At 62.1% G+C, this 23,714-nt stretch carries 19 protein-coding genes and 4 pseudogenes; 20 read left to right on the forward strand and 3 right to left on the reverse strand.

Annotated elements, in window-relative coordinates:
* From X726_RS144015 to X726_RS144000, 8 genes and pseudogenes are all read left to right on the forward strand, one after another.
* Positions 1-1,278, forward strand: a 1,278-nt coding sequence (locus X726_RS144015) for a 4Fe-4S dicluster domain-containing protein (protein WP_023672357.1), incomplete at its 5' end; no start/stop codon positions are given.
* Entirely contained in the window at positions 1,275-1,772 is a 498-nt protein-coding gene (locus X726_RS144010; protein ID WP_023672358.1) for a FixH family protein, read from the forward strand. The genes X726_RS144015 and X726_RS144010, both read left to right, overlap by 4 nt.
* Positions 1,769-4,204 (forward strand): annotated as a pseudogene (locus tag X726_RS01000000167425) (heavy metal translocating P-type ATPase). Before X726_RS144010 ends, X726_RS01000000167425 begins: the two are co-directional and overlap by 4 nt.
* Positions 4,201-4,401, forward strand: a complete 201-nt coding sequence (gene ccoS / locus X726_RS1000000168240) for a cbb3-type cytochrome oxidase assembly protein CcoS (RefSeq protein WP_050588576.1) — start codon at positions 4,201-4,203, stop codon at positions 4,399-4,401. The pseudogene X726_RS01000000167425 and the gene ccoS (X726_RS1000000168240) overlap by 4 nt, the downstream one beginning before the upstream one ends.
* 44 nt (positions 4,402-4,445) lie before the next feature.
* Positions 4,446-5,024 carry a CBS domain-containing protein gene (locus tag X726_RS01000000167430; protein ID WP_023672361.1) on the forward strand — a complete coding sequence of 193 codons (579 nt, stop codon included), beginning with the start codon at positions 4,446-4,448 and terminating at the stop codon, positions 5,022-5,024.
* 84 nt (positions 5,025-5,108) lie between these two features.
* The gene (gene ccoS / locus X726_RS1000000169665; protein ID WP_081740647.1) at positions 5,109-5,240 is read left to right on the forward strand and encodes a cbb3-type cytochrome oxidase assembly protein CcoS; all 132 of its coding nucleotides are present in this window, start codon (positions 5,109-5,111) and stop codon (positions 5,238-5,240) included.
* Positions 5,241-5,656: 416 nt separating this feature from the next.
* The gene (gene ubiM, locus X726_RS144005) at positions 5,657-6,838 is read left to right on the forward strand and encodes a 5-demethoxyubiquinol-8 5-hydroxylase UbiM (RefSeq protein ID WP_023672363.1); all 1,182 of its coding nucleotides are present in this window, start codon (positions 5,657-5,659) and stop codon (positions 6,836-6,838) included.
* A gap of 293 nt (positions 6,839-7,131) precedes the next feature.
* The gene (locus X726_RS144000; RefSeq protein WP_023672364.1) at positions 7,132-9,042 is read left to right on the forward strand and encodes a bifunctional diguanylate cyclase/phosphodiesterase; all 1,911 of its coding nucleotides are present in this window, start codon (positions 7,132-7,134) and stop codon (positions 9,040-9,042) included.
* 94 nt (positions 9,043-9,136) lie between these two features.
* On the opposite strand, the gene X726_RS143995 is transcribed toward X726_RS144000, so the two are convergent.
* Positions 9,137-9,418 (reverse strand): DUF2285 domain-containing protein, encoded by a 282-nt coding sequence (locus tag X726_RS143995; protein ID WP_081731646.1) that lies wholly within the window; start codon positions 9,416-9,418, stop codon positions 9,137-9,139.
* Positions 9,419-9,522: 104 nt separating this feature from the next.
* On the opposite strand from X726_RS143995, the gene X726_RS1000000169670 reads away from it, so the two are divergent.
* The 12 genes and pseudogenes from X726_RS1000000169670 to X726_RS1000000172480 form a co-directional block, all read left to right on the forward strand.
* Positions 9,523-9,756, forward strand: a complete 234-nt coding sequence (locus X726_RS1000000169670; RefSeq protein ID WP_023708050.1) for a helix-turn-helix transcriptional regulator — start codon at positions 9,523-9,525, stop codon at positions 9,754-9,756.
* Positions 9,757-10,295: 539 nt separating this feature from the next.
* The gene (locus X726_RS143985; RefSeq protein WP_023672367.1) at positions 10,296-11,258 is read left to right on the forward strand and encodes a zincin-like metallopeptidase domain-containing protein; all 963 of its coding nucleotides are present in this window, start codon (positions 10,296-10,298) and stop codon (positions 11,256-11,258) included.
* Positions 11,259-11,505: 247 nt separating this feature from the next.
* Positions 11,506-11,926: pseudogene (locus X726_RS1000000169675) on the forward strand (DUF2958 domain-containing protein).
* Positions 11,927-12,191: 265 nt separating this feature from the next.
* Positions 12,192-12,935 carry a hypothetical protein gene (locus tag X726_RS1000000171930; RefSeq protein ID WP_245272155.1) on the forward strand — a complete coding sequence of 248 codons (744 nt, stop codon included), beginning with the start codon at positions 12,192-12,194 and terminating at the stop codon, positions 12,933-12,935.
* 121 nt (positions 12,936-13,056) lie between these two features.
* Positions 13,057-14,073: a hypothetical protein gene (locus X726_RS1000000171935; RefSeq protein WP_245272156.1), complete on the forward strand. Its 1,017-nt coding sequence runs from the start codon at positions 13,057-13,059 to the stop codon at positions 14,071-14,073.
* On the forward strand, positions 14,070-14,393 hold the full coding sequence (locus X726_RS143975) for a DUF736 domain-containing protein (RefSeq protein ID WP_023672372.1): 324 nt from the start codon (positions 14,070-14,072) through the stop codon (positions 14,391-14,393). The genes X726_RS1000000171935 and X726_RS143975 overlap by 4 nt, the downstream gene beginning before the upstream one ends.
* A gap of 171 nt (positions 14,394-14,564) precedes the next feature.
* On the forward strand, positions 14,565-14,834 hold the full coding sequence (locus X726_RS143970) for a helix-turn-helix domain-containing protein (protein ID WP_023672373.1): 270 nt from the start codon (positions 14,565-14,567) through the stop codon (positions 14,832-14,834).
* Entirely contained in the window at positions 14,831-15,379 is a 549-nt protein-coding gene (locus X726_RS143965; RefSeq protein WP_023672374.1) for a S26 family signal peptidase, read from the forward strand. The genes X726_RS143970 and X726_RS143965 overlap by 4 nt, the downstream gene beginning before the upstream one ends.
* Before the next feature lie 17 nt (positions 15,380-15,396).
* A complete protein-coding gene (locus X726_RS0136195; protein WP_348626777.1) occupies positions 15,397-16,053 on the forward strand; it encodes a lytic transglycosylase domain-containing protein in 657 nt (218 codons plus the stop codon).
* Positions 16,054-16,240: 187 nt separating this feature from the next.
* Positions 16,241-18,208 carry a relaxase/mobilization nuclease RlxS gene (gene rlxS, locus X726_RS143960; RefSeq protein ID WP_023672376.1) on the forward strand — a complete coding sequence of 656 codons (1,968 nt, stop codon included), beginning with the start codon at positions 16,241-16,243 and terminating at the stop codon, positions 18,206-18,208.
* A gap of 817 nt (positions 18,209-19,025) precedes the next feature.
* A pseudogene (locus X726_RS1000000171940) lies at positions 19,026-19,139 on the forward strand (SMC-Scp complex subunit ScpB); the annotation flags it as partial.
* Between the two features lie 344 nt (positions 19,140-19,483).
* Positions 19,484-19,878 (forward strand): annotated as a pseudogene (locus X726_RS1000000172480) (nodulation factor fucose acetyltransferase NolL); the annotation flags it as partial.
* 407 nt (positions 19,879-20,285) lie between these two features.
* Here X726_RS1000000172480 and X726_RS143955 read toward each other — a convergent pair.
* Both X726_RS143955 and X726_RS143950 read right to left on the reverse strand, forming a co-directional pair.
* Positions 20,286-22,007 carry an MFS transporter gene (locus X726_RS143955; RefSeq protein WP_031215350.1) on the reverse strand — a complete coding sequence of 574 codons (1,722 nt, stop codon included), beginning with the start codon at positions 22,005-22,007 and terminating at the stop codon, positions 20,286-20,288.
* A 539-nt stretch (positions 22,008-22,546) separates the two neighbouring features.
* Entirely contained in the window at positions 22,547-23,692 is a 1,146-nt protein-coding gene (locus X726_RS143950; RefSeq protein WP_023672380.1) for a PLP-dependent aspartate aminotransferase family protein, read from the reverse strand.
* Between the last annotated feature and the right edge of the window lie 22 nt (positions 23,693-23,714).

Consider the following 23,714-nt stretch of genomic DNA (forward strand, 5'->3'; position numbering starts at 1 on the left):
TGGTGTGGCTACACATGCCCACAGACCGTATGGGTCGATCTGTTCCTGGTCGTCGAGCGCGCGATCGAGGGCGACCGCAACGCGCGCATGCGGCTCGATGCCGGTCCATGGACCACTCGTAAGCTTGCGCTGCGGGCATCGAAACACGTCATCTGGCTGGTCATAGCCGCAGCGACTGGTGGCGCATGGATCTTCTATTTCGCCGATGCGCCGACGCTGCTCGGCGAACTCTTCACCGGCACGGCAGCGCCTGTCGCCTACATCACCGTCGCGGTTCTGACGGCGACGACCTACACGTTTGGCGGGCTNACCGGCACGGCAGCGCCTGTCGCCTACATCACCGTCGCGGTTCTGACGGCGACGACCTACACGTTTGGCGGGCTGATGCGCGAACAGGTCTGCACCTATATGTGCCCTTGGCCGCGCATCCAGGCAGCCATGCTCGACGAGAGCTCGCTCACCGTCACCTACAATGACTGGCGCGGCGAACCGCGCACCCGTCACGCCAAGAAGGTTCTTGCTGCAGGGCATCCCGTCGGCGATTGCGTCGACTGCAATGCCTGTGTCGCCGTCTGTCCGATGGGGATCGACATACGCGACGGTCAGCAACTCGAATGCATCACCTGCGCGCTCTGCATCGATGCCTGCGACGGCGTCATGGATAAACTCGGCAAGGAGCGAGGACTGATCTCCTACGCGACGCTCTCCGACTACAACGCCAACATGATGCTGGCCACCGCCGGCGGCGCCAGCTCGGTCGATCCGTCGCTGGTCAGGACGGATGACGGCCTGTTTTCGGACAGGGTGGCGCATTTCCATATCCGCAAGATCTTTCGGCCGCGCACTTACGTTTACATGGCTATGTGGTCGATGATCGGCCTGGGCCTGCTCTTTTCGCTGCTGACCCGCGACCGGCTCGAGATCAATGTCCTGCGCGACCGCAACCCGCAATTCGTGACGCTCTCCGACGGCTCGATCCGCAATGGCTATACCGTCAAGCTGCTGAACATGATCCCCGAACCGAGAACGATTATCATCACCCTCGGGGGTTTGCCAGGCGCAGAGATGAGCATCGTTGGCGTCGACCTCCCCGCCGATCGCTCCTTTGCGGTCCAGGTCGAACCCGACCGGCTGAAGATGCTGAAGGTTTTCGTGCGCCTGCCCGCCGATCAGATTAATCGCCAGGCGCAGACCTTCACATTCCGCGTCGAAGACAAGGTCAGCTTCGAGTCCAACGAATACACCGCCACCTTCAATGCGCCGGAGATCGCCAGATGAACGCCACCACGCGAAAACCCCGCGAATTCACGGGCAGGCACATGTTGGCCACCATCCTTGCCTTTTTCGGCGTGGTCATCGCGGTCAATCTGACGATGGCGACGCTTGCCAACACAAGCTGGACCGGCCTTGTCGTCGAAAATACCTATGTCGCGAGCCAGCAATTCAACAAGAAGGCTGAAGAAGGCCGTGCGCAGGCAGCGCTTGGCTGGACCGGCCAGTTGACCATCGCATGGGGTGAAGTCCGCTATGGCATCATCGACGCCGCGGGCAATCCGGTTTCCCTGCATGGCGTGAAGGTGCTGTTTCGCCATCCCGCTTACGAGAAAGAGGATGAGTCCGTCACGCTCGCCCTCGCCTCGGGCCAGGAGTTTGCTGCACAACACGTGCCAAGGGATGGTGTCTGGATCATCGAAATAGACGCCGATGCCGGCCTGGCAAAGCCTTATCGCGACGTGCGCAGGATCATGATTTCCAATGGAGCGCTGAAATGAGCTGTTGTGCACCGGGCGCTGAAATAGCGCTGGATCTGGCCAGCGGCACCTCGGTCCTGCCCTCCAGCCAGGAAATCAGGCTGGCGAGCCGATCGCTTGGCGACGACCTTCATCAGTCCGACCTTTCGGTGCCGACCGTTCATTGCGGCGCCTGCATCCAGACGATCGAGACGGCGTTGGGAAAACTCGATCACGTCGAGGCAGCTCGCGTGAACCTGTCAACCAAGCGGGTCTCAGTCCGCTGGCGCGGCGACGAGGCTCCACCATTGGTCGCTGTGCTCGGCCGGCTCGGCTATCAGGCGCATTTGTTCGAAGCCGAGATTGATGCAAAGGACAAGATGCTTTCGGAGCTTATCCGCGCCGTCGCTATTGCCGGCTTTGCTGCGGGCAACATCATGCTGCTCTCGGTGTCGGTCTGGTCCGGCGCCGAGGGCGCCACCCGCGACCTGTTCCACTGGGTCTCGGCCCTGATCGCCATTCCTGCGCTGGCCTTCGCCGGCGGGATCTTCTTCAAATCGGCGTGGACTGCGTTGCGCCACGGCCGCATGAACATGGACGTGCCGATCGCCGTCGGCGTGTCGCTGGCCTACGCCATGAGCCTCTATGAGACGATCACCCATGGCGACCACGCCTATTTCGACGCGTCGGTATCGCTGCTGTTCTTCCTCNCCTCTATGAGACGATCACCCATGGCGACCACGCCTATTTCGACGCGTCGGTATCGCTGCTGTTCTTCCTCCTGATTGGTCGCACGCTCGATCACGTGATGCGGGAACGCGCCCGCACCGCTGTGAAGAGCCTGTCACAATTGGCCGCGCGCGGCGCCATGGTGCTGCGCGGCGATGGCGCTCGGGGCTATCTGCCGGTGGCCGAGATCGAACCGGGCATGCTGTTGTTGATCGCCGCCGGCGAAAGAATCCCTGTCGATGGCAAAATTGTGCGCGGGACATCGGACGTCGACTGCTCCCTGGTCTCCGGCGAGAGCACGCCCAGTAGCGTGGCGCCGGAAGACACCGTGCAGGCCGGGGTCCTCAACCTTACCGGTCCGCTGACGGTAGAGGCCACAGCCGCCGCGAAGGATTCGTTCCTGGCGGAAATGGTTCGGCTGATGGAGGCCGCCGAAGGTGGTCGCGCCCGGTATCGCCGTATCGCCGACCGCGTGTCGGCACTCTACGCGCCCGTGGTTCATCTCACCGCATTGGTAACATTCTCGGGCTGGATGGCGGCGACCGGCGACTGGCATCGGGCGATGACGATTGCCATCGCTGTTCTCATCATCACATGCCCCTGCGCGCTTGGCCTCGCCGTCCCAATCGTTCAGGTGGTCGCCGCGCGGCGCCTGTTCGAGAACGGCATCATGGTGAAGGACGGCTCGGCCATGGAGCGCCTGGCAGCGATCGATACAGCCGTGTTCGACAAGACCGGCACGCTCACGCTTGGCCAGCCCAGGCTCGTCAACACGTCGTCGATCGATCCCGCCATGCTGGCAATCGCTGCCGACTTGGCCGCGCATTCGCGTCATCCATATTCAAAGGCCATTGCCGGCTTTGCCGTCAGCAGCAGCCAGCACAAATTCGATGCGGTGACCGAGCACCCGGGTTTCGGGATCGAAGCCACCGCCGCCGGTATCACCTGGCGGCTGGGTCGACGCGGATGGGCTGGCTGGAAGGCGCGAACCGGCGGCGAAGGCAAACATGGCTATGGCGGAACAGTGCTGACGAAAAACGGCATGATTGTCGCGTCCTTCGTTTTCGAAGATGCGCTACGCCTCGACACCAGGGCAGCGATCGATCAACTGCGCAACGCTGGTATGTGCGTGGAAATGCTGTCGGGCGATACCGCGAAAGCCTGCGCCGAGATTGCGGACGTGCTCGGTGTCGATGACTTCGTTCCCTGCCTGCTCCCGTCCGGCAAGGTTGAACGCATCGAGAGTCTGGCGAGAGACGGGCACAAGGTTCTGATGGTTGGCGACGGGCTCAACGACACACCGGCGCTGAGCGCCGCGGATGTCTCGATCGCACCCGCCACGGCGGCCGACATTGGCCGCAATGCAGCCGACTTCGTTTTTCTGCGCGAAAGCCTTTTGGCGATCCCGCTGGCGCTGGACGTGTCGCGCAACGCGGGAAACCTGATCCGCCAGAACATCGCGATCGCCATCGTCTACAATGCTGTCGCCGTGCCGATCGCCATTCTNCGCGGGAAACCTGATCCGCCAGAACATCGCGATCGCCATCGTCTACAATGCTGTCGCCGTGCCGATCGCCATTCTGGGTCATGTTACGCCTCTGATCGCGGCGGTCGCGATGTCTGCCTCGTCATTGCTTGTGATTGGAAACGCAATGCGTCTGCAAGGCTTCGCAACGGGTGCGTCGTCCGAAACTGCGCGGCAGGACAGGCCCGCGCGGGCCGGCACCTTGGCCCGATCCTCATGACAACGCTCGCCTATCTCATTCCGGTGGCGTTGTTCCTTGGCGCACTCGGCCTGTCCGGCTTCCTGTGGGCGTTGAGAAGCGGCCAGTACGATGATCTCGATGGCGCTGCGGAGCGCATTCTAATCGACCGCGACGNTTCCAACAAAGCCAGCTGCCTCCCGGTAACCGACAGCGAGGTGCCCTCGTTGGAATTGTAAGCAAAAGCGACTTCTTGCGCCGAGAAGAACTTGGGACCCAGCGTGTGCGTCCGCGCTGGCTGGAGTTTGATCTTGGCCCGGGCACAGTCGCCAATGACTATGCGCGCTCGAACGGACGGATCATCCATCAGGTGATGACCACACCCGTCATCTCGGCGCCTCCTGGCGCCTCGATTGCAGATATTGTCGACCTGATGATGCAACATCGCATCAACAATCTTCCGATTGTCGATCGGGACAGGGTCATCGGCATCATCACGCGAACTGATTTGCTGCTTGTCCTGATCCGCGCCATGCCGAAACGGGGAACCACGCCACCCGAAGACGACCTGATCCGCAAGGCTATCCTTGCCGAACTGCAGTCACAAACCTGGAGCGGTGGTGACTTGATCGATGTGAGGGTCAGCGACGGCCTTGTCGAACTGAAGGGGGCGATTGTCGACGAGCGTCAGCGGAAGGCGGCGATCGTTGCGGCTGAGAAGGTTGCCGGCGTCGGGCAAGTCAAGGACGGCCTCCTCCTCAGTACGGATCCGTTCGGTGAAGGTTTCATAGCTGCGGAAAAGGCGGGGACGCGGAGCAGAGTCCCTTTGGTTCTGCTCCCTTCCCACATCACTTGGACATGAGGCCGTCGGCGAGTTCCTTCGGCGTCTAGCGCCCGTCATGGGCGGAGAGTAAGCTGTCGGCAGCAAGATGCCCGTCCTGACGGAATGCGATGGCCGCTGCCTGTTTTGGTGGGGCTTGGACCGGCGCTTCCTGTGGATCTGAAGAGCGGCCAATACGAAGATCTCGACGGCTCCGCCCAGCGGATCCTTATCGATCGGGAAGAGCCGCGAGGCTGAACCGGTTGGCGGCGCCCAACGACTGTGCGGATGCTGGTCGTCAGTCGACCGAGTCTTTGCTGGATTGCCTCGTCATGATGATATCGGCGCGCGTGCGAAGAACGGATCAGCCACAATACGTTGCCGAACCTTTGGCCAGTAGGGGCACGCGATTGGGAAGCCGACCATTCAGAATGCCTAGACATGCAAACGTTTTCACGGCAATCGACCACTCGACCGTGAACCCGCCGTTGCCTGGTTATCGAGCCTGGTTGATCCAGATCAGCGTTATCTCTTCGTCGGCGTGGTTTCATTGACCAGGCTTCCAACGGAGAACGCATGTCTATCGACGATGGGGAGATGAGCGGCAAACCGTGGGTGATTGCGATGCTTCAAAAGCGCTTCGTATCGCAGATAGCCGCTATGGCGGCACGCTGATGGCCGGCTCTGTCGACACATTCGACATCATTGTCGTCGGAGCTGGGCCGGTCGGACTTGCCTTCGCAGCATCGCTCGCCCTGAGCCGACTCAAGGTGGCAGTGGTTGAACGGCAGTCGCTCGACAGCCTGGCGAATCCGGCTTTCGACGGTCGCGAGATCGCGCTGACGCACGCTTCGGTGAGAATCCTTCGCGAGCTCGGCGCCTGGGACGCCATGCCCGCATCTGACAAATCACCGCTTCATGGCGCGCGCGTGCTCAACGGATCGAGCCCTTTCGCCCTGTGCTTCGATACTCGCAGCGGATCTGGGGAACCACTCGGATTTCTGGTCCCAAATTGTCGGATCCGCGATGCCCTGTTCAAAATTGTCTACTTCCAGGATCATGCCCGGCTGCTGTGCGGCAACTCGGTCGTGAATGCAACAACCAGCGACGACGAGGCGGTCATAACGCTTTCTGATGGCAGGCAATTGGCCGCTCGGCTGCTCGTAGCAGCGGATTCGCGTTTGTCCGCGATGCGCGACCTGCTCGGCATTGGCGCCAACATCCATCCGCTTGGCCACTCCATGCTGATTTGCCGAGTGAGGCACGAGCGCTTCCATCGCCAGATCGCGGTCGAATGGTTCGACCACCATCAGACCATAGCGATGTTGCCGCTCATGGAAGGCGTGTCGTCGCTGCTTCTGACTTTGCGCTCAATCGAGGCCGATAGACTGTCTGTTCTCGATGACGAATTGTTCCTCATGGAATTGATGAACCGGTGTCGAGGACGCCTCGGGCAGTTGACCCTGGCAAGCACCCGCCATGCCTATCCGCTGGTCACGACCTGGGCGCACAAGTTCTCGGCACCGAGTGCGGCACTTATAGGAGACGCTGCCATCGGCATGCACCCGGTGACCGCGCATGGCTTCAACATCGGCCTCAGCGGCCAGAAGCAACTCGCTCATAAAATACTGACAGCATGTCGCGCACGCCGCGACATTGCCGATCCCGACATGCTCGGCAGATATGAAAGCCGGCTGCGGCTGTCGGCGGCGCCGCTCTATCATGCCACCAACATGCTTGTCGGTCTTTACTCAAGCGAGCACCCGGCGGCACGGCTTGCAAGACATGCTGGGCTCCGCTTTGCCCAACATCTTCCCTTTGTCCGCCATGGCATTTCGGCCATGCTCAGGCGGTGAATCGCACAGAGCGCTACCGCTCTGGAGCGCTGTCTCGGCGCGGCTTCTTTGTCTTGCTGGCTCGCAGCGTCGCGGGCAAGGCTGCTTCCTGGTGACGTTGCCGATCATGGCATGATTCGGATCAAGGCACGCGCGCGGGCGAAACCTTGATGATTCGGCAATGCTAAGCCAAAGGTGTGACCCGAAGTATGGTGAGCGCACCGGTTACCCTCGCTGGGTAGTTAACCCGTCCTTCAGTGGGCTTGCATAGGTTTGGTCCTCGCGAACAATGACGGAAGCAAGCTGGTCCATTCATGGCACCCCTAAAGAAAGAAGAATCGCTGGAGGCCAAAATCCGTCAGGATCAGCTTGCTGACCTGAGGGCCGGGCTCTTCGTGTCGATGCCGATAAGCGCGATCCTGTCAGGCCTGATTTGCGGGGTGCAGGCCCTTTCTGGCGGCGGCTTTGCCGCTGCAAGCTGGTTCCTGGTCGTCAATGCGCTAAATGCCGCCCGGCTTGCACTCGCCCGTTTTCAGCTAAAGGAAACGGGGCGCCATCAGGATTCGCTTGGCGTTTTGCCGCGCCTTCGCATGTTGGGCGTCCTTGCCCTTCTGGCAGGGTTTGCCTGGTCCTTCCCGGCCGTGCTGACTGTTGGATACACAACACCTCAAGCACCGATGCATCTGGTCATACTGGCGGGCATTTCAGCTGGTGCGGTTACATATGGCAGTTCGTATGCCGCGGCGGCGACCAGCTTCATCACACCTCCACTCCTCATCACGGTGGCGTGCCTTTTGGCGAAAGGCAATTTTGAACGCTACATTCTGGCTTTCACCGTTCTGCTCTTCATGGGCGGCTTGGTCCGAGCTTCGTTTGTTGGGCAGGCGCGCTTCCGCGAAGCAAGCCGCCTGAGACATGAGGCAGAGCGACTTGCGTCGGAAATGGAGCGCAACTCCAGGGAGGACCATTTGACCGCCCTTCTCAACAGGCGGGGCCTTGAACACGCCATCGGTCGGTTCAAGACCGCGGATGGCCCCTTCGTGGCAATGCTGATTGATCTGGACGGCTTTAAATCTGTCAACGACACCTACGGTCACAGGACCGGTGATGAACTGCTTGTCATGATCGCCCGCCGCATAGAGCAGGAAGCACCGGAAGGCTCAACGCTAGCTCGTATCGGCGGCGATGAATTCGTGCTGGTTTTTCCCTCAACGAGAGCTTCGCTTTCTGCCAGTGATCTCGCCTCCAATATCATAGCCAAAATTGCTCGCCCCTATATCGGGGTCGCGTCCGTGCGCGTCGGGGCATCGATAGGGATATACTTGGCGCAGACGTCGAGCCTGACTGAAATGCTGTTGCGGGCCGATATCGCCCTTTATACGGCCAAGCGCCATGGCAGGAACGAATTTTGCCTGTTCGATGCCGAACTCGACCGGGAACTCCAACGCCGCCAGTCCATCGAACGGGACCTTCATTCGGCGATAAAGACGGGAAGATTGCAACCTTGGTTCCAGCCGATCGTGAAACTCGACACCGAGGCCGTGGTCAGTTTTGAAGCCTTGCTGAGATGGTCCCATCCGACACATGGTGCCATCTCTCCACCCGAAATCATCACAGCCGCACGCGAAACCGGAATGCTTCAGCTGCTGACGCAAACCGTATTCGCCGACTGTTGTGCTTTTATCGACGGCTTGGTGAAAGCTGACTGTCGTAACATTCGTGTGGCGATGAATGTTTCCCCGCGCGAACTGGAAGCCGGCGATATCGACGACATGGTTCTGGATGGTCTGGCCGCAAGAGGCCTGCCTGCGACGATGTTCGAAATCGAGATTACCGAAGAATCGCCGGTGGATCCGGACAGAGTGGATGAAAAGCTCGGACGGCTTTCGCATGCCGGTATTTCCATCGCGCTCGACGACTTCGGCACCGGCTTTTCTACCTTGGCTTCTCTCAAGGACCGTCGGATACGCAAGGTGAAAATAGACCAAGGCTTCATTCGCGGCTTGGCCAAGTCCCGAGAGGACCGACTGCTTGTCAAATCCGTCATCGAACTCGGTGACATGCTCGGGATCGAGGTCATGGCCGAGGGCGTCGAAACAGAGGCGGATCGGCAAACCCTGCACAAGCTTGGTTGCCGAACCGCTCAAGGCTTCCTCTTCTCCAAGGCTGTGCCTTTGATGCAAGCACTGGAAATGGCAGTCAAACAGTACGCGAACCAGTTGTGACCGCTCCCGCAGCGCCCGCTGTCGCGGCCGTGCGCTGCCGAATTTGGCTACAGAGACTTGCCCACTCGAAACACGTGGCATTGGGCGCTGTGCATCAGCCGGCGAACAGTTCCTTGTAGCCGGTCGTCACCATCCAGTTCGCACGGTCGATATGGCTGCGAAGAGCTTTGCGAGCGCGGACCGGGTCAATGGACGGGTCGATGCCGAGGATGCGCTCGGCCATCTCCTTTTCGCTGGCATTCTCGGCGCAGGCATCCAGGATCCGCAGGTAGATCGTGAAATGCTCCCTGTCGTAGCTCGTGAGGTTCTCCGACCAGGGGACTTCATCGCTCAAACTTGAGCTTCGAGTCTCATCTGTTCCCATTGGTCCATTCATGCCTGCGAACCTCGCCTGTGAGCGCAGGCAGTATATCCCAAAATGGGATAATCCGAAACCGGGATTAGTCGCTGATCCGGTCTTTACCCGACCGGTTCGCCTCCATGCCCAAATCCCTTCGATCGCCCCGCCACCAGCGGTTCCTGGCCCGGCTGGTTTTGCTGCGCAAGGCCAAAGGCCTGACCCAGAAGCAGCTGGCTGACAAGCTTGGTCGTCCCCAATCCTTCGTGGCCAAGTACGAGGGCGCAGAGCGGCGTCTCGATGTCATCGAGTTTCTCGACATAACTGCGGCCCTTGACGCTGATCCGTGCGAGATTCTCTCCAGCCTCCGGTCCTAGCGGGCGCGCCGCATCCATCATGATCACGGACAGGAATATTGAGTGGGACAACGCCTCAATTTGTTGAAAGGCGAGCGCTGGTTTTCGGAGGAAGCCGCGCGCACGGCGCCGATGCCTTTTGGTTCTCGACGTAACTGCGGCGCCTGACCATGTGCGAAAAAACTTGGCGGGCGCCCGCGCGCCTGACGACGCGCACCAGGTGCTCGTGAACCGAGCCCGCTTTTCTTCGGCAAGCTCAGGCGGTCTCGGCCATTCGGCTTCGCCCCTTGGCGTGGGCAGCCCTTCGGGCTGTGACGGCCGCCGCCCTTGCGGGCGGCGCGGTTTGTCTGTTGGCCTTTCCCGGTGGCGCGGGGCGGGCGACACTCCCTTCTAGACCCGCCGCGGCAGCCCGCAACCCTTCGCGTGCCGCTCAGGGTCCTCCTCTTCGTTCCGGTCCTTCGGATGCGGTCCGCCTACCACGGCGGGCCTTTCCGGTCGCGACTCGCCGCCCACCCCGCTTCCGGGGAAAGGCGCGGCGATTGGCGAGCGGAGGATAACACATGCGTGCAAACAGCAAGCGTACCACCAGCGGAGAGGCTGGCGCAGGCAAGGGCAGGCGCCCAGGCGCAAGCCTCTATCAGGAGATCACCGACCGCATCATTGCCGAGCTGGAGCGCGGCACCGTGCCATGGGTCAAGCCATGGGGCAGCGCAAAAGCAGGCCTCGGCCTGCCGAGGAATGCGTCCACGGGGCGCACCTATTCCGGCATCAATATCCTCATCCTGTGGGGCGCCGTCATCGAGCGCAGCTATCCCAGCCAGAATTGGCTGACCTTCCGGCAGGCGCTTGCCCTGGGCGGCAATGTCAGGAAGGGCGAGCGCGGCACGACGATCGTGCATGCCGACCGCTTTGTCCCAAAGAACGAGAAGGAGCGCGCACGCCACGAGGGCGATGCACCACAGGCCGTGCCTTTTCTGAAGCGCTTTACCGTCTTCAATGTCGCGCAATGCGACAATCTTCCGGAACACCTCCATGCCCCTGCCGAGCCGCTGCCACAGTGCGAGATCGTGCCGCAGGCCGAGACGCTCATTCTCGCCAGCGGTGCGGATTTCAGGGTCGGCGGCGATCGCGCTTTCTACATGCCGTGCAGCGACCACATTCAGGTGCCGCCGCAGCCAGCGTTCCATCAGCAGATCGACTATTACCGGACCTGCTTTCACGAGCTAGGCCACTGGACCGGCCACCCGACGCGGCTTGCTCGCGACCTCTCCGGCTCGTTCGGCTCCAAGCCCTACGCGCGTGAAGAATTGGTCGCCGAAATCACTGCCGCCTTCGTCTGCAGCAATCTCGGCATCGAGCCGACCGTGCGTCACGCCGATTACATCGGCTCATGGCTGAAGGTGCTGCGCGAGGACAACCGCGCTATATTCCGTGCCGCCAGCCTAGCTTCAAAGGCCGCTGATTTCCTGTTTGGCCTTCCGGCCGATGCGGAAGGCGAGGCGCAAGAAGGGATTGCGGCATGACGATGCGCGATCCTCAACTGACCGCGACCGAGCCGACGCCGCAAAGGAGCAGACGCTCATTCCCGGCGTCCAGCCGATCACCACGCGGGCAAACCCTCCTGATGGACGCGCCGATGTGTCCGCGCGCGGCGCAAAGCTGCTCGAGGTCGGTCTCTAATGGGGAGGCGGATCAGAGGAAGGTCCGGTGAACCTTTCTCCCGCCGGACGCAAGAAGTCAACGCGACCCGTTCTGACAAGGAGTCTTTCCATGATCCTGATCACCAATCCACTGCGCGCACGACTGCTCGCCCATGGCGCCGCCGGCGCCGACATCGACCATTTTCCCGTTGTGAAACTGTTTGATCCGACAGGTGCCGCGACCTCGCTTCTGAGCGAACTCGACGCCGATGGCGACACGCTGTTCGGTCTTTGCGATCTCGGCTTCGGCTTCCCCGAACTTGGCAGCGTCAGTCTGGCCGAGCTTGCATCCGTAAAAGGGCCGCTTGGCCTCGGCATAGAGCGCGACCTGCATTTCCAGGCGCGCTTTCCGATCTCCGTCCATGCCGAAGCCGCCCGCATTTTGCGGCCACGTCACCGAGGCCGAGCGACTGCTGCGGCAGGCAGCAGACGCCCTATCAAAGCCCCATTCCGAGCTTCCGCCCGACACGGCGGAACAGCAGCGCCGATAGGCGCAAAAACCGTCCCGCCGCGTCGGCCTTCGGCCTCCGCGGCGGGGACAACCCGGCAGGCGGCGCTATTTCGCCGCGAAATCGCTTGCCGGCGAGCGCGGTGAAGGCGATCCCTTGCCCTGCGCCATCATGGAGGACGGTGACGACGCCGATGCGCTCGAAGCTTCCTGATCGAAAACCTCGCCCGCCTCGATCCTGACGAAGTATGGCAATGGGAGACGTTTCGCGGCTTGTCAGGCAAGGCCGCACCGTTCTCGACATCGCTGTGACCTTCGGCATCACTGATCTCAAGGTCAAACGCATTCTGGCGCTTGGCGACCTCTTGCCCAAAATCCGCGAAGCCTATCGGCGCGAGGAGATCGACACCGAGCCGGTGCGCCATCTCACCATGTCTTCCAAGGCGCAGCAGAAGGACTGGCTGGCACTCTGTGCCGATCCCGATCAATACGCGCCGCGTGGCTATCAATTGAAGCAATGGCTGTTCGGCGGCCAGTCGATTTCCACCAAGGTGGCACTGTTTGCCATCGAGGAGTATCCCGGCCTGATCACCTCGGACCTGTTCGGCGAGGACAGCTATTTCGCCGATGCCGACCTGTTCTGGCAAAAGCAGAACGAAGCGATTGCCACCAAACGCGACACCTATCTCAACGAGGGCTGGAGCGAGGTTGTGCGCTGGAACCGGGCCAGTATTTCCACGCATGGGACCACGAGAAGACCCCGAAGAAGAGGGCGGCAAGATCATCATCACTGTCTCGCATCGCGGCGAGGTCGAGTGTCACGAGGGCTGGCTGTCACGCAAGGAAGCCCGCCGCGCCCGCGAGGGCGGCGAGCAAGAAGAAACAGCCGCCAAGCTGCCGCGCCCCGAAGTCACCGGCCCGATGCACAACTATATCGATCTGCATCGCCATGCCGCCGTGCGCGCGGCCATGATCGACCATCCCGCCGTGGCGCTGCGCCTCGTGGTGGCGCACGCCATCACCGGTTCGGGCCTGTGGCAGGTGCGGCCTGAGCCGCAGCGCGCAGCCAACGAGACGGTGACTGCCAGCCTTGCCGGCTGCAAGGCTGAAGCCGCATTCGGCAAAAAGCGGCGCGAGGTATTGGCCCTGCTCGGATCACCGGATGAGGATAGCTTGGTCGCCGGCGGCAATGGCGACGCCGTTGCTATCGCCGGCGTGTTCGCGCGCCTCTTGGCGCTCTGCGACGACGATGTCATGCGCGTTCTCACCCTTGTCATGGCCGAGACGCTTGCAGCCGGCAGCGCCGTCGTCGAGGCGCTCGGCAACCACCTGAACGTCGACATTGGCATATGGTGGCAACCGGATGATGCCTTCTTCGACCTCTTGCGCGACAAGGAAATCGCCAATTCGATGCTGGCCGACGTCGGCGGCAAGCTGGTCGCGGACGGCAATGTCGCCGAGAAGGTCAAGACGCAAAAGAACATCATCCGCGAATTCCTGGCGGGCGAGAATGGCCGCCCCTGGGTCGAGACCTGGCTGCCGCGCTGGATGAAATTCCCGGCCGAAAGCTACACCAGCCGCAGCGGCTCCGCACCGCCGATCAGTGGACACAAGTGCAGCCGCTGTTCGTGCGCGAATAGTCGATCAGGGCCCGAGCGGCGGTTCTCTCGATTACCGCCGCTCAGGTCGCGCGCGCCGCTACGGGCCACGCCGGCTGCCGATTGGGCGTCTTGTCGAGCCAGTGCCGCGCGCGAGAAATTCCGACGCCAGTTCGCCCCATTTCGGCAGCCCCGCACCGCGCCGGGTTGCTTGCTGAGGCGCCAAAGGCCCATGGGGCCAATTGTCCGATCCGGTTGCCGACAGAGCCCGCGCAGCCGGCGCTCTGCATTGCGGCCGGCTTCTTGTGTCACCGATCGCGCCACCTGTCTCCATTGTGTCTCGGGGACCATTCCCTGCGGCTGGCTTGTCGACCTATGGGCGGATCAGGCCCGCCCGAAACCCTCGCCGGCAGCTTTTTTCCCCGCCGCCTGCGGCGGCTTCCTCGCGCCGCTTCGCTTCAAAAAAGCTGCCCGCGCGGGTCCTCCGCTATCGCTGCGGCCGTCCCGGTTCCGGCGGTCCGGACGCGCCCATCACGGTCCGCCATCGCAGGGGAATGGTCCCTTGCGAAGACCAAGAGGAGACTGGAAATGACCGCGATCGGATACGTCACCAAACAGGAAAACGGCGGCTACAAGGGCCAGCTCAAGACGCTCAGCGTCCGCGCCGACATCGATATCGTGCCCAATCAGGCAAAGAGCGCCGACACCCATCCCGACTTCCGGGTGCTGACGCAAGGGGTCGAAGTGGGTGCGGGCTGGATCCGCACCGGCGAGACCTCCGGCAAGGACTATGTGAGCCTGTCGATTGCCGCCCCCGAGTTTGGCCCCCGCAAGCTCTACGCCAATCTCGGCCGCGCCGCCGGCCAGGATGACGACGACACTTACGCCATCATCTGGAACCCGGTCGACTAACCGGCCGATCCGGAAAGCCCCGCGCCGCCACCGGCGCGGGGTCCTCTCTCAGGAACCGTGAGGCCGCCGAAGGGGGCGGCGAAAACTCGCCCCCCACTCTTCGCCCGTCCCCAAAACGATCTCGCTCGCCGATCCTCGCCTTGGCTTGTCCGTAGCGAAACGAGGATCATCATGGACGACGAAAACGAACGCGCAGCCCGCGCCAAGAAGGGCAGTCCGTTTCTCAATACCGCGCAGGCGGCCTTCTATATCGGGCTGTCCCAGCGCACGCTGGAGAAGATGCGCCTCAAAGGCGGCGGCCCGCAATTCCGCAAGCACGGCCGCTATGTCCGCTATCACATCGACGAACTCGACGATTGGTCGAAGGGGCACGCGCAGGAGACCGGGCCCGAGGACGGCGGGCACGATTCCGGCTCGGCCGGCGAGGGAGGCCGCTCATGAGCCGGCGTCCCACCATCCATCTGATCGGCAGCCATCTGCGGCGCATTCGGGCGCGCAAGACGATCGCCATGGCCACGATGGGCCTTGCCCTGATCGGCTTCGCCGCCTTCGGCAAACCATCGCACTGGCTGGTCTGGAACGCCTCTGCGAGTGCGCCGGTCGGCCTCTATCGCGTCGCGTCCGGATCGCCGGCTCTTGGTGATCTCGTACTCGTCCGCCCGCCAAAACCGGTCGTCGATCTGGCCGCCGAACGCTTCTATCTGCCCAGCAACGTGCCGCTGGTCAAGCACCTTGCCGCGCTGGCTGGCGAGCATGTCTGCGCCTTCGGCGACGCCATCATCATCGGCGGCGAGATTGTCGCGCGCCGGCTTGCAACCGACACGCAGCACCGTCCGCTGCCTTGGTGGAATGCCTGCCGAAAGCTCGCCGCTGCCGAGGTTTTCCTACTCGGCAGCGACAAAAATCGCTCGTTCGACAGCCGCTATTTCGGGCCGGTGCCGACCGAAAATATCATCGGGAGGCTCGTGCCGCTATGGACCGAGTGACCCTCCTGATGCTGGGCATGGTGTCTCTCGCACCATGCTCCTGTTCCGCGGCGACCAACACGAAGCCGGTCGTCATCTCCCATAGTCCGCAGCTTGCAAGATGGCAGCCCTTCGTAGCCGAAGCAAGCCGGCGTTTCAGCATTCCACAGACTTGGATTTATGCCGTCATGGATGCCGAAAGCCGGGGGCAGACAAGGCTCAATGGACGGCCGGTCACGTCGACCGCCGGTGCCATTGGCCTGATGCAGGTGATGCCGGGCACCTACGAGGAGTTGCGCGCAGAGCTTGGCCTGGGAGCCGCCCCGCACGACCCTCGCGACAACATTCTGGCAGGCACTGCCTATCTGCGCGCCATGTTTGACCGCTTCGGATTTCCAGGCCTGTTTGCAGCCTATAACGCCGGGCCGGAGCGCTACGAACAGCATTTGCAGCGTGGGCGGCCACTGCCCAGCGAGACGGTTTCGTATCTGGAAGAGGTCAAGGCGGCGGGCATTTCGGCCGCCGATATGGACGCGCTCACCGACAAATCCCGTTCCAAAAGCGCGCCGGGAATCCCTTCCGGGCAGTCGCTGTTTTTCCTCCGAAACGGTGTTTCCGTGACCGGCCCGAATGGCCACCTCCTGGTGCCGCTCGGATCGGAGCGAGCAAGGTCAGGCCGGCCGGATCGCAGGTGAGGGCAGCGGCTACCGCGGTTCGGGCGGGGGGCAGGGAGGCAGGTCCGCGGAAGGCAAGATAAAGGCATCGCCTCCTGAGGCGGCGAAGTGTTTGTCTGCACATCGTTTTCCCAGGAGGCTGCCTGCGGGTCCAGGAGGGTCTGGCGCCGCAAGCCTCTGATTTTGCTGCTGGTTCATCGGAGGCCGCATGCAGGATGACGAATTCACGCCGAGGCTCGGCAAAATTGGCTCGCGCGGCTCGAAGGCGGGCAAACGCTACGCTGGCCAGGTCCAGGCCGCGGTCAACCGAGCAGGCGGCAGGAGCGGACGCGGCAGCCGCTTCATCGGAAGCCGGGTGGGGCGCGGCGGGGCTGCTGCCGCCGTTCTTAGAGCACGCGACCGCCACGCGGCGTTTCGGCAGCGGCGCGCAGTCGTCAAGGCACGCATCGTCAAGCTGGCCGGCAAGGGAGTCGACGGAGCTCGTGCGCACCTCCGCTACCTCCAGCGCGACGGCGTCACCCGGGAAGGCGAGCGTGGCGAGCTCTACGCTGCCGACAAAGACCACGCGGACGGCAGGGCCTTTCTCGATCGCGCGAACGGTGACCGTCATCAGTTCCGCTTCATCGTCGGCCCTGAAGACGGTATCGAGTATGATGACCTGAAGCTGCTCACCCGGCGCCTCATGGCGCAAATGGAAGAAGACCTCGGCACCAGGCTAGACTGGGTGGCCATCGACCATTTCAACACCGGCCATCCTCACACCCACATCATCGTGCGCGGCAGGGACGATCACGGCGAAAACCTCGTCATCGCGCGGGACTACATCTCCTCTGGCCTGCGCGAGCGCGCAGCCGAACTGGTTAGCCTCGACCTTGGCCCGCGCACCGACCGCGAGATCGAGCAGCGCTTGCGCCAGGAGATGGAGCAGGAACGCTTCACCAGCATCGACCGGCAGCTGATGCGCATGCGCGACGAGGGGCATGTCTCACCAGCCAGCCGAGACACCTTTCGCCAGACGCTGCACCAGGGCCGCCTGCGCAAGCTCGAGCGGATGGGCCTCGCCGAGGAGATGCCTTCGGGTCGCTGGCGCCTGGAGGATGATCTCGAAGCCACGCTACGCCGCATCGGCGAGCGCGGCGACATTGTCAAGACCATCCATCGCGAGCTGACCGGCAAGGGGCTCGTCCGCAGTGCCGCCGACTATCTTATCCACGATCGATCCGACGGGTCGGCCCAAACCGTGGTCGGACGTGTCGTCGGGCGCGGGCTGGCCGACGAAATCACTGACCGCCATTACCTCGTCGTCGACGGCGTGGACGGCAAAAGCCACTATTTTGATATCGGCAAAGGCGAGGCCACCCAACCGACACCAGAAGGCTGCATAGTGCGGATCAGGCCGAGGGACACCGGGCCAAGAAAAGTCGACCGCACAATTGCCGGCATCGCCACGGTCAACGACGGGCGCTACAGCATCGATATCCATCTCAAGCATGACCCCTCGGCCACCGAACGCTTTGCCGAAACGCACGTGCGGCGACTGGAGGCGATCCGCCGTGCGACCGGTGGCGTCGAGCGCGAGCCGGACGGCACATGGACAGTCGCGCCCGACCATCTCAACCGCGTCGCGGATTACGAGCGTCAACGAGCGAGGGCCCAGCCTGTTGTCGTCGACAAGCTCTCATCAATGCCGCTGGAGAGCCAAGTAGGCTTTGACGGCGCCACCTGGATCGACCAGGAGCTGGTATCAGCCCACCCTGAGTCCTTGCGCGACTCTGGCTTCGGTCGAGAAGTACGTCAGGTCCAGGCCCGCCGACAGCAGTGGCTGATCGCGCAAGGTCTTGCCCATGATGCGCAGGATCGGGTCATCTATCGCGCCAACATGCTTTCAATGCTGCGCCAACGAGAGCTGAACCGTGTTGCCAGTCAGCTCTCGGACGAACTCGGGCACTCGTATTCTGAAGCGCAGCATGGCAATCGAATAGACGGTACGCTGCGCCGCTGCGTCGAGCTCGCCGCCGGAAAATACGCTGTCATCGAGAAATCGCGCGAGTTCACGCTGGTGCCCTGGCGGCCGGTGCTTGAGCATCATATCGGCAAGGAGGTGTCTGGCGTGGTGCGCGCCGAGGGGATTTCCTGGACGATCGGACGGCAGAGGAGCGGGCCTGGCGTTTCGTGAACTGGCTACAATTTATTTGTCCACGTTGAAACAGGTACTCAGCCCAGACGGAGTTCCTCCGCCTGCTGCTTGCTCGCAGCATTCATTTGGCGGAGAGTCAGTGTTCTGCATTTTGTAGTTCGCTCTGTCAAAAAGCGCTGGGAATATGCATCATGTTCTGCGTTGACACGGAAGCCGGGCCGACAGGTGCCGCCCTGTGGTTGCGGATCGGCTCCCGATGGCTGCCAATAGAAAGGTGGGCTGACTCGTGATAGCGCAAGGGGCTATGGCGGCCGCGGTACGGCGAAGCGAGCTCTGGCATCGAGGATGAAGCCGCACTTCCCGATCTTATTCTACTCGCAGGACCGGCAGACGCGGCGGTCGCCCCTGCGGGTGCTGTTGGCCCTGGCAGTCCGTCCCGCGGGGACTTTGTAACGGAGAAAAGTCGCTGCGATGGCCCGGGTGACGATGCGGTCAGCGACCATGCCAGACGAGATCGGCAGCTTTCTGCCGCGCACGGCGCCGGAGCCATCAGGCCGCCGCGACATCGGGTCTGGCGCACCTTCGGATGTTGGCTGGCCGCGGTTTACTTCGAGCAGCGCCGGGTGGGTCATGCGGTGCCGCTACTGGGCACCGAGGCAGCTTTGGGCATGAGACCCGTTCAATCGCGCCGGTCACGTCGGTCATCGCGACATCTGGAGTCGAGGCCAGGTCAGACCGGGAAAAGAACCTGCTCGTCGCGCGGGAGCCCCGGGCTGCGCCGTCGATCCTTCCGCCCAACTCAGCGCCGCGCGACCAGCAATAGCCCCTTGCCCCGAAACTGACGCCAAGCCGACGGACCCGCTCTGCGCATACCGATGCCGTCCGCGCCGCCGTCGGCGGAAACCAGCGAGCCGTGGACCTCACACAATCTGAGCCGCTGGTGACGATGTGCATCGCCTACTTCCATCCGCACTCCTATCGACGAACTCGCCCGCTGCCCGCGGTGATGCGAACCCGTGGATGAATATTTCGCCGAAGCCGCAGTGGGGGCTCAGCCTCGACGATTTTTTTGCCTTGCCCCGGCGGGCGGCGCAACCGAGCATCGAGACAAAAAACGGGAAAGGGAGGGCCAGCCCGTTAGAGCCGTGGCCATGATGATGTGGGGACGATCTCCTGGAAGAAATGTGGAGATCGACGCTCTCCTGACGCGCTCATCGAAGATTTTAGGCCGCGCCGACGTGGCTGCTTGAGCGATAACACTCACTCCGGAGGCCCCAGTGCGGCTCCTTGGCCAAGCTGCTCGGCACGCCGTGAGTGTGCTTTCTTGTTTGGGGAAGGGAGACTTACGTCTACAACAATCTCGTTTCGATCTACGATGGAGAGTCGGCGAGACAAGTGTTGCTGATGTTCATTGGCTCCGTAGCAACTTCTGCAGTCACAATGCAGCTTATGTTCCTATGCTGGAGAGTTGGCCATTCAACTCGCGTAGCTCGCTTTGTTGCGGTGGAGCTTGGTCAGAGCACACTGCTGCTTTACCTGCTTCAGGGCGCCGTGTTTCGCTTCATGGATCTAATAGGGTTCGGAGAGCTTTGGGATCTCCCGAGCAGAATCGGGTTCGCCACTTTGCTTGGTGCCGCGATCGTTGTCTCCGCTTGACAATTCGCAGGATTGCGCGTGACCACGGATGGTTGTCGCGCGGCTACGCTTAATATGTGACGACGCTTGCGCCTTGTAGGCAATTGTTGCGGCCGCCCACGGCCGACATGAACGTGCTTGGCCGCATGTTTTCTAAGTGAGGCGGAAAGAGGCGCGCGGCCCCTCTCCCCAGCAACCCGCCTTGCGGATTCCTCCTCCGCCCGCTTCGCAGACGGGGATACCCTCCGCCCCCTTGCTATTCGTTGCCCGCCGCTATGCAAAGGACAGGCGACCTGAAACCGTGCTCAAGCCGATCTGGCGGCAGAGGGGGGCGGGCTGAACATGGGACCCGTGATTGACATAATTGCCGCGCGAATCCTCATGCTCGCCTAACCGGCCGGAACGATTTGCAATCCGGGCAGGCTCGACAAATTAAGGAGTAGCTCGTTCCGTGTCCAAGCCCAGACAAGTCTTGGTTTTCTCACGGGCGCGATACAAAAGGCACAGGCTGGACTTGGCTGCCGGGGGCGGGGCTTGTCGACCGCTCGATTGAAAGTGAGATGCGAGGCGGAGAATCACCCATGTGCAGAGCGGCAAGGCGCTCGCCTACCTCCCTGTCATTCACCGTTAGCCGATGGTTTAGACGAAGATAGTCCGTCCATGTCGGCGTGCGGAATGTCTCGGTCCAAAGCGTCGACTTCTGAAGGTCGCGCTGGAGGGTCCAGTCCCGCGCACCGGCGCGGCTCTGAACGCGCCGTCTTTCGCGCATGCNCTTCTGAAGGTCGCGCTGGAGGGTCCAGTCCCGCGCACCGGCGCGGCTCTGAACGCGCCGTCTTTCGCGCATGCAGCTCAGAAATTCATCGATACTCTCCTCGGGTATCGAGTACTCCACCTTGATCATGATCGGACCGCTCCTGGGCTTCAAAGGGAGGGCCAGTTCTGGTGGCCTGAAGTCGACGGCCGCTTGATCCGATTCCTCCCATAGCCGCACTGGCAATAGCTTTCCCACAGCCGCGACCAGCAACAGTGCCGCTGCAGCACCTTCCAAAGCCCACGTCAGCGAATAGTACTGCGCGACAGCACCCCAGATCCAGCTGCCCGCTGCCATGCCGCCGTAGGTCAGGGCGTAATAGATGGACAGGGTCCGACCAACGGCCCACCTTGGGCTTGCCAACTGCACACACACGTCGGTTCCGGTCCAGGTGACAACCCAGCCAGCGCCACCGATTGCAAGCGCGATCGCCGCCACAGCCACCGACGATGTGAGGGCCATCAAAAGGCAACACGTTGCGCAAGCAACGGATGCGAGCGTGATCAATCGGTTCTGGGACGTAATGCGTCTCAAGTAGCTGCTGCCAATGCCGGCTATGAAGGCGCCTGTGCCGAAGCCAGCCAATAGCACCCCGTAAACAATTGGCCCTCCCGCCAGCTGGTCGCGAACCAGGAGGGGGAGCAGAGCAAGGATCGAGATGCTTGACAGCCCGAATAGGGTTGCACGCACAATCGCCACTCTGATCTCTGAGGATATTGCCGTGAATCGCATGCCATCATGAATGGCCGTAGTCATCCGCTCGCGCGGAAGAGGCGAAAAGCGAACTTGCCACTTTGAGCGCAGAACAGCGCTCAACGGGACCAGGTCACTCAGCGCAGCGAGGGCGAAAGCCGAAAGGGGGCCTAGCAAAGCTAAGATTACACCGCCCAGCGCCGGTCCTATGCTCCGAACCACGTTGTAGCCCACCGACATCAGCGTCACTGCGGCGGGTATGTCGCGCTTTTCCAGGATATCGCCTACCGACGCGTGCCATGCTGGATCGTTCAAGGCAAAGCCGCATCCGGCCAAGAAACTCAGTCCCAGGATCAGCCATGGACTAACAAAGCCCAGTCCCACAGCGAGTGCCAGCGCCGTGGATGCCAGTGCGATAAGGCAGTGTCCGGCAAGCATCACGCCGCGGCGGCTGAAGCTGTCTGCAATGGCTCCAGCAAGGATCGACAAGAAGAACGCGGGCAGTGTCGATGCAGCCTGTACGAGCGCAACCATTAGATCGGAGGCTGAAATCGTCGCCATGAGCCAGCTTATAGCCACGCTCTGCACCAGCCAGCCAAGGCTGGATATCTGCGTGGCTGTCCAGATAGAACGAAAGACCGGGTTGTGAAGAGGGATCAGTGTGTTTGCCGCAAAGCGCGGAGGATCTTGACGCCGCATCACTTCTCTCCTCCAGTGGGTGTCGTTCGTCCGCTCATTTGCTTACAGCGGTGCGCTCTGTGCACAGACTCGTCACAACGAAGTTCCGGCTCGCAACAAGGACAATGTGACATCCATGGTGCTGATGCGCCTTGAGGTACCAACCTGGCCGTAGCTGATGGGTCCCGCAGCCCGCTGGGTGCGGTCAGTTCTGCCCTGCGACTCTTGGCTTTGGACGGTGCTAGCGCCCCGATGGCCGGCTTGTCAAACTGCCGTAGTGCCAGCACATCCATCCCATCTGTTGACCGCGATCTCCGACGAGGTCGAGCAGCAGTAGGTCAACGGCAAATCTGGGTATTTCCGCTATCCGGTCGAGCGCGTGGCCATCGTCCGGAAACCCGAAGACGTTCATCACCCAGGCGACCACCACGCCCGAGACAATGCGACACGGCGGTAGCGGTTCACCAGAGGACGTGCGTTCTACTCAGCAGGAACATTGTTCTGCCGATCGTCGGCTGCGCCAGCCGTCACGTAAAGCGGCGCCAGAGTTCTTGCACCCGTCATTGGACTCCCGCTTTGCAGGTTTCGCCGAGGGCCTGCATCAGGTCATCTATAATGTCCTGAGGATGTTCAAGCCCTACAGAAATTCGCAGCAATCCGCCTGGCGCTTTGGACTTCGCACCTTCAACGGATGCGCGATGCTCTATCAGAGAATGCGTCCCGCCAAGGCTTGTCGCCCGGACAACAATCTTCAGGCGGCCGGCCACGGCCATTGCAGCATCGGCTCCGCCCTCGACGATAAAGGATAGCATCGCTCCGTAATGGCTCATTTGCCGCGTAGCAAGATCGTGTCCCGGATCAGTTTGCAAACCAGGAAAGAGCACTTTTTCGACGCGCCGATGAGACGCCAGGGCCTCGGCCACTTTCTGGGCGCCTTCGCAATGGGCGCGCATGCGGACCGGCAATGTCTGCAGGCCCCGCAACGCCAGCCAACAGTCGAAGGGCGCTGCGACGCTGCCCTTGTGTTTCTGGACCATCCGCAATGGGCGACCGAGGGGTGACGCGTTTGGGACAATGACGACACCGGCCATCAAATCCGAGTGGCCGCCAATGTACTTTGTCGCCGAGTGCATCACCGCGTCTGCCCCGATTTCGAGTGGCAGTTGAAGCACTGGGGTGGCCCACGTATTGTCCACCACCGCCAAGGCGTCTGCCTCGTGCGCGATTGCGCAGATGGCCGCAATGTCGACAACGCGGATCATCGGGTTTGACGGCGTCTCGACCCAGACGAGGCCAGTCCGCTTCGATGTCACCGCGGCGCGCAAAGCGTCCAAATCGCGCATGTCGACGGGGGCAAAGTCGAAGCGAGACCCAATGTCGGTCTCTTCGATCAGCGAACGAATGCCGAAATACATGTCATCCGGCAGAACGATCCGACCCGCCGACGGATGGCTCTCGAAAACTGCAGCGATTGCGGCCATGCCCGAAGCGAAGGCAATGCCGTCTCCCCCTCCCTCAAGCGTCGCCATGGCCGCCTCGAACGCATTGCGTGTCGGATTTCCATCCCTTGTGTATTCGAAGCCGGACGGAAATGACCCGTTGGCGCCTCGTTCGAACGTCGTGCTGGTGTGCAGCGGCATGGATACGGCCCCCGTGGACGCGTCGACACCTCGGCCGCAGTGGATCGCCTTCGTCTCAAAACGCATCGGTTATTCCTTCCTAACGGGC

Origin of the sequence: Mesorhizobium sp. LSJC285A00, assembly GCF_000503155.1 — a bacterium.
Taxonomy (GTDB): Bacteria; Pseudomonadota; Alphaproteobacteria; order Rhizobiales; family Rhizobiaceae; genus Mesorhizobium.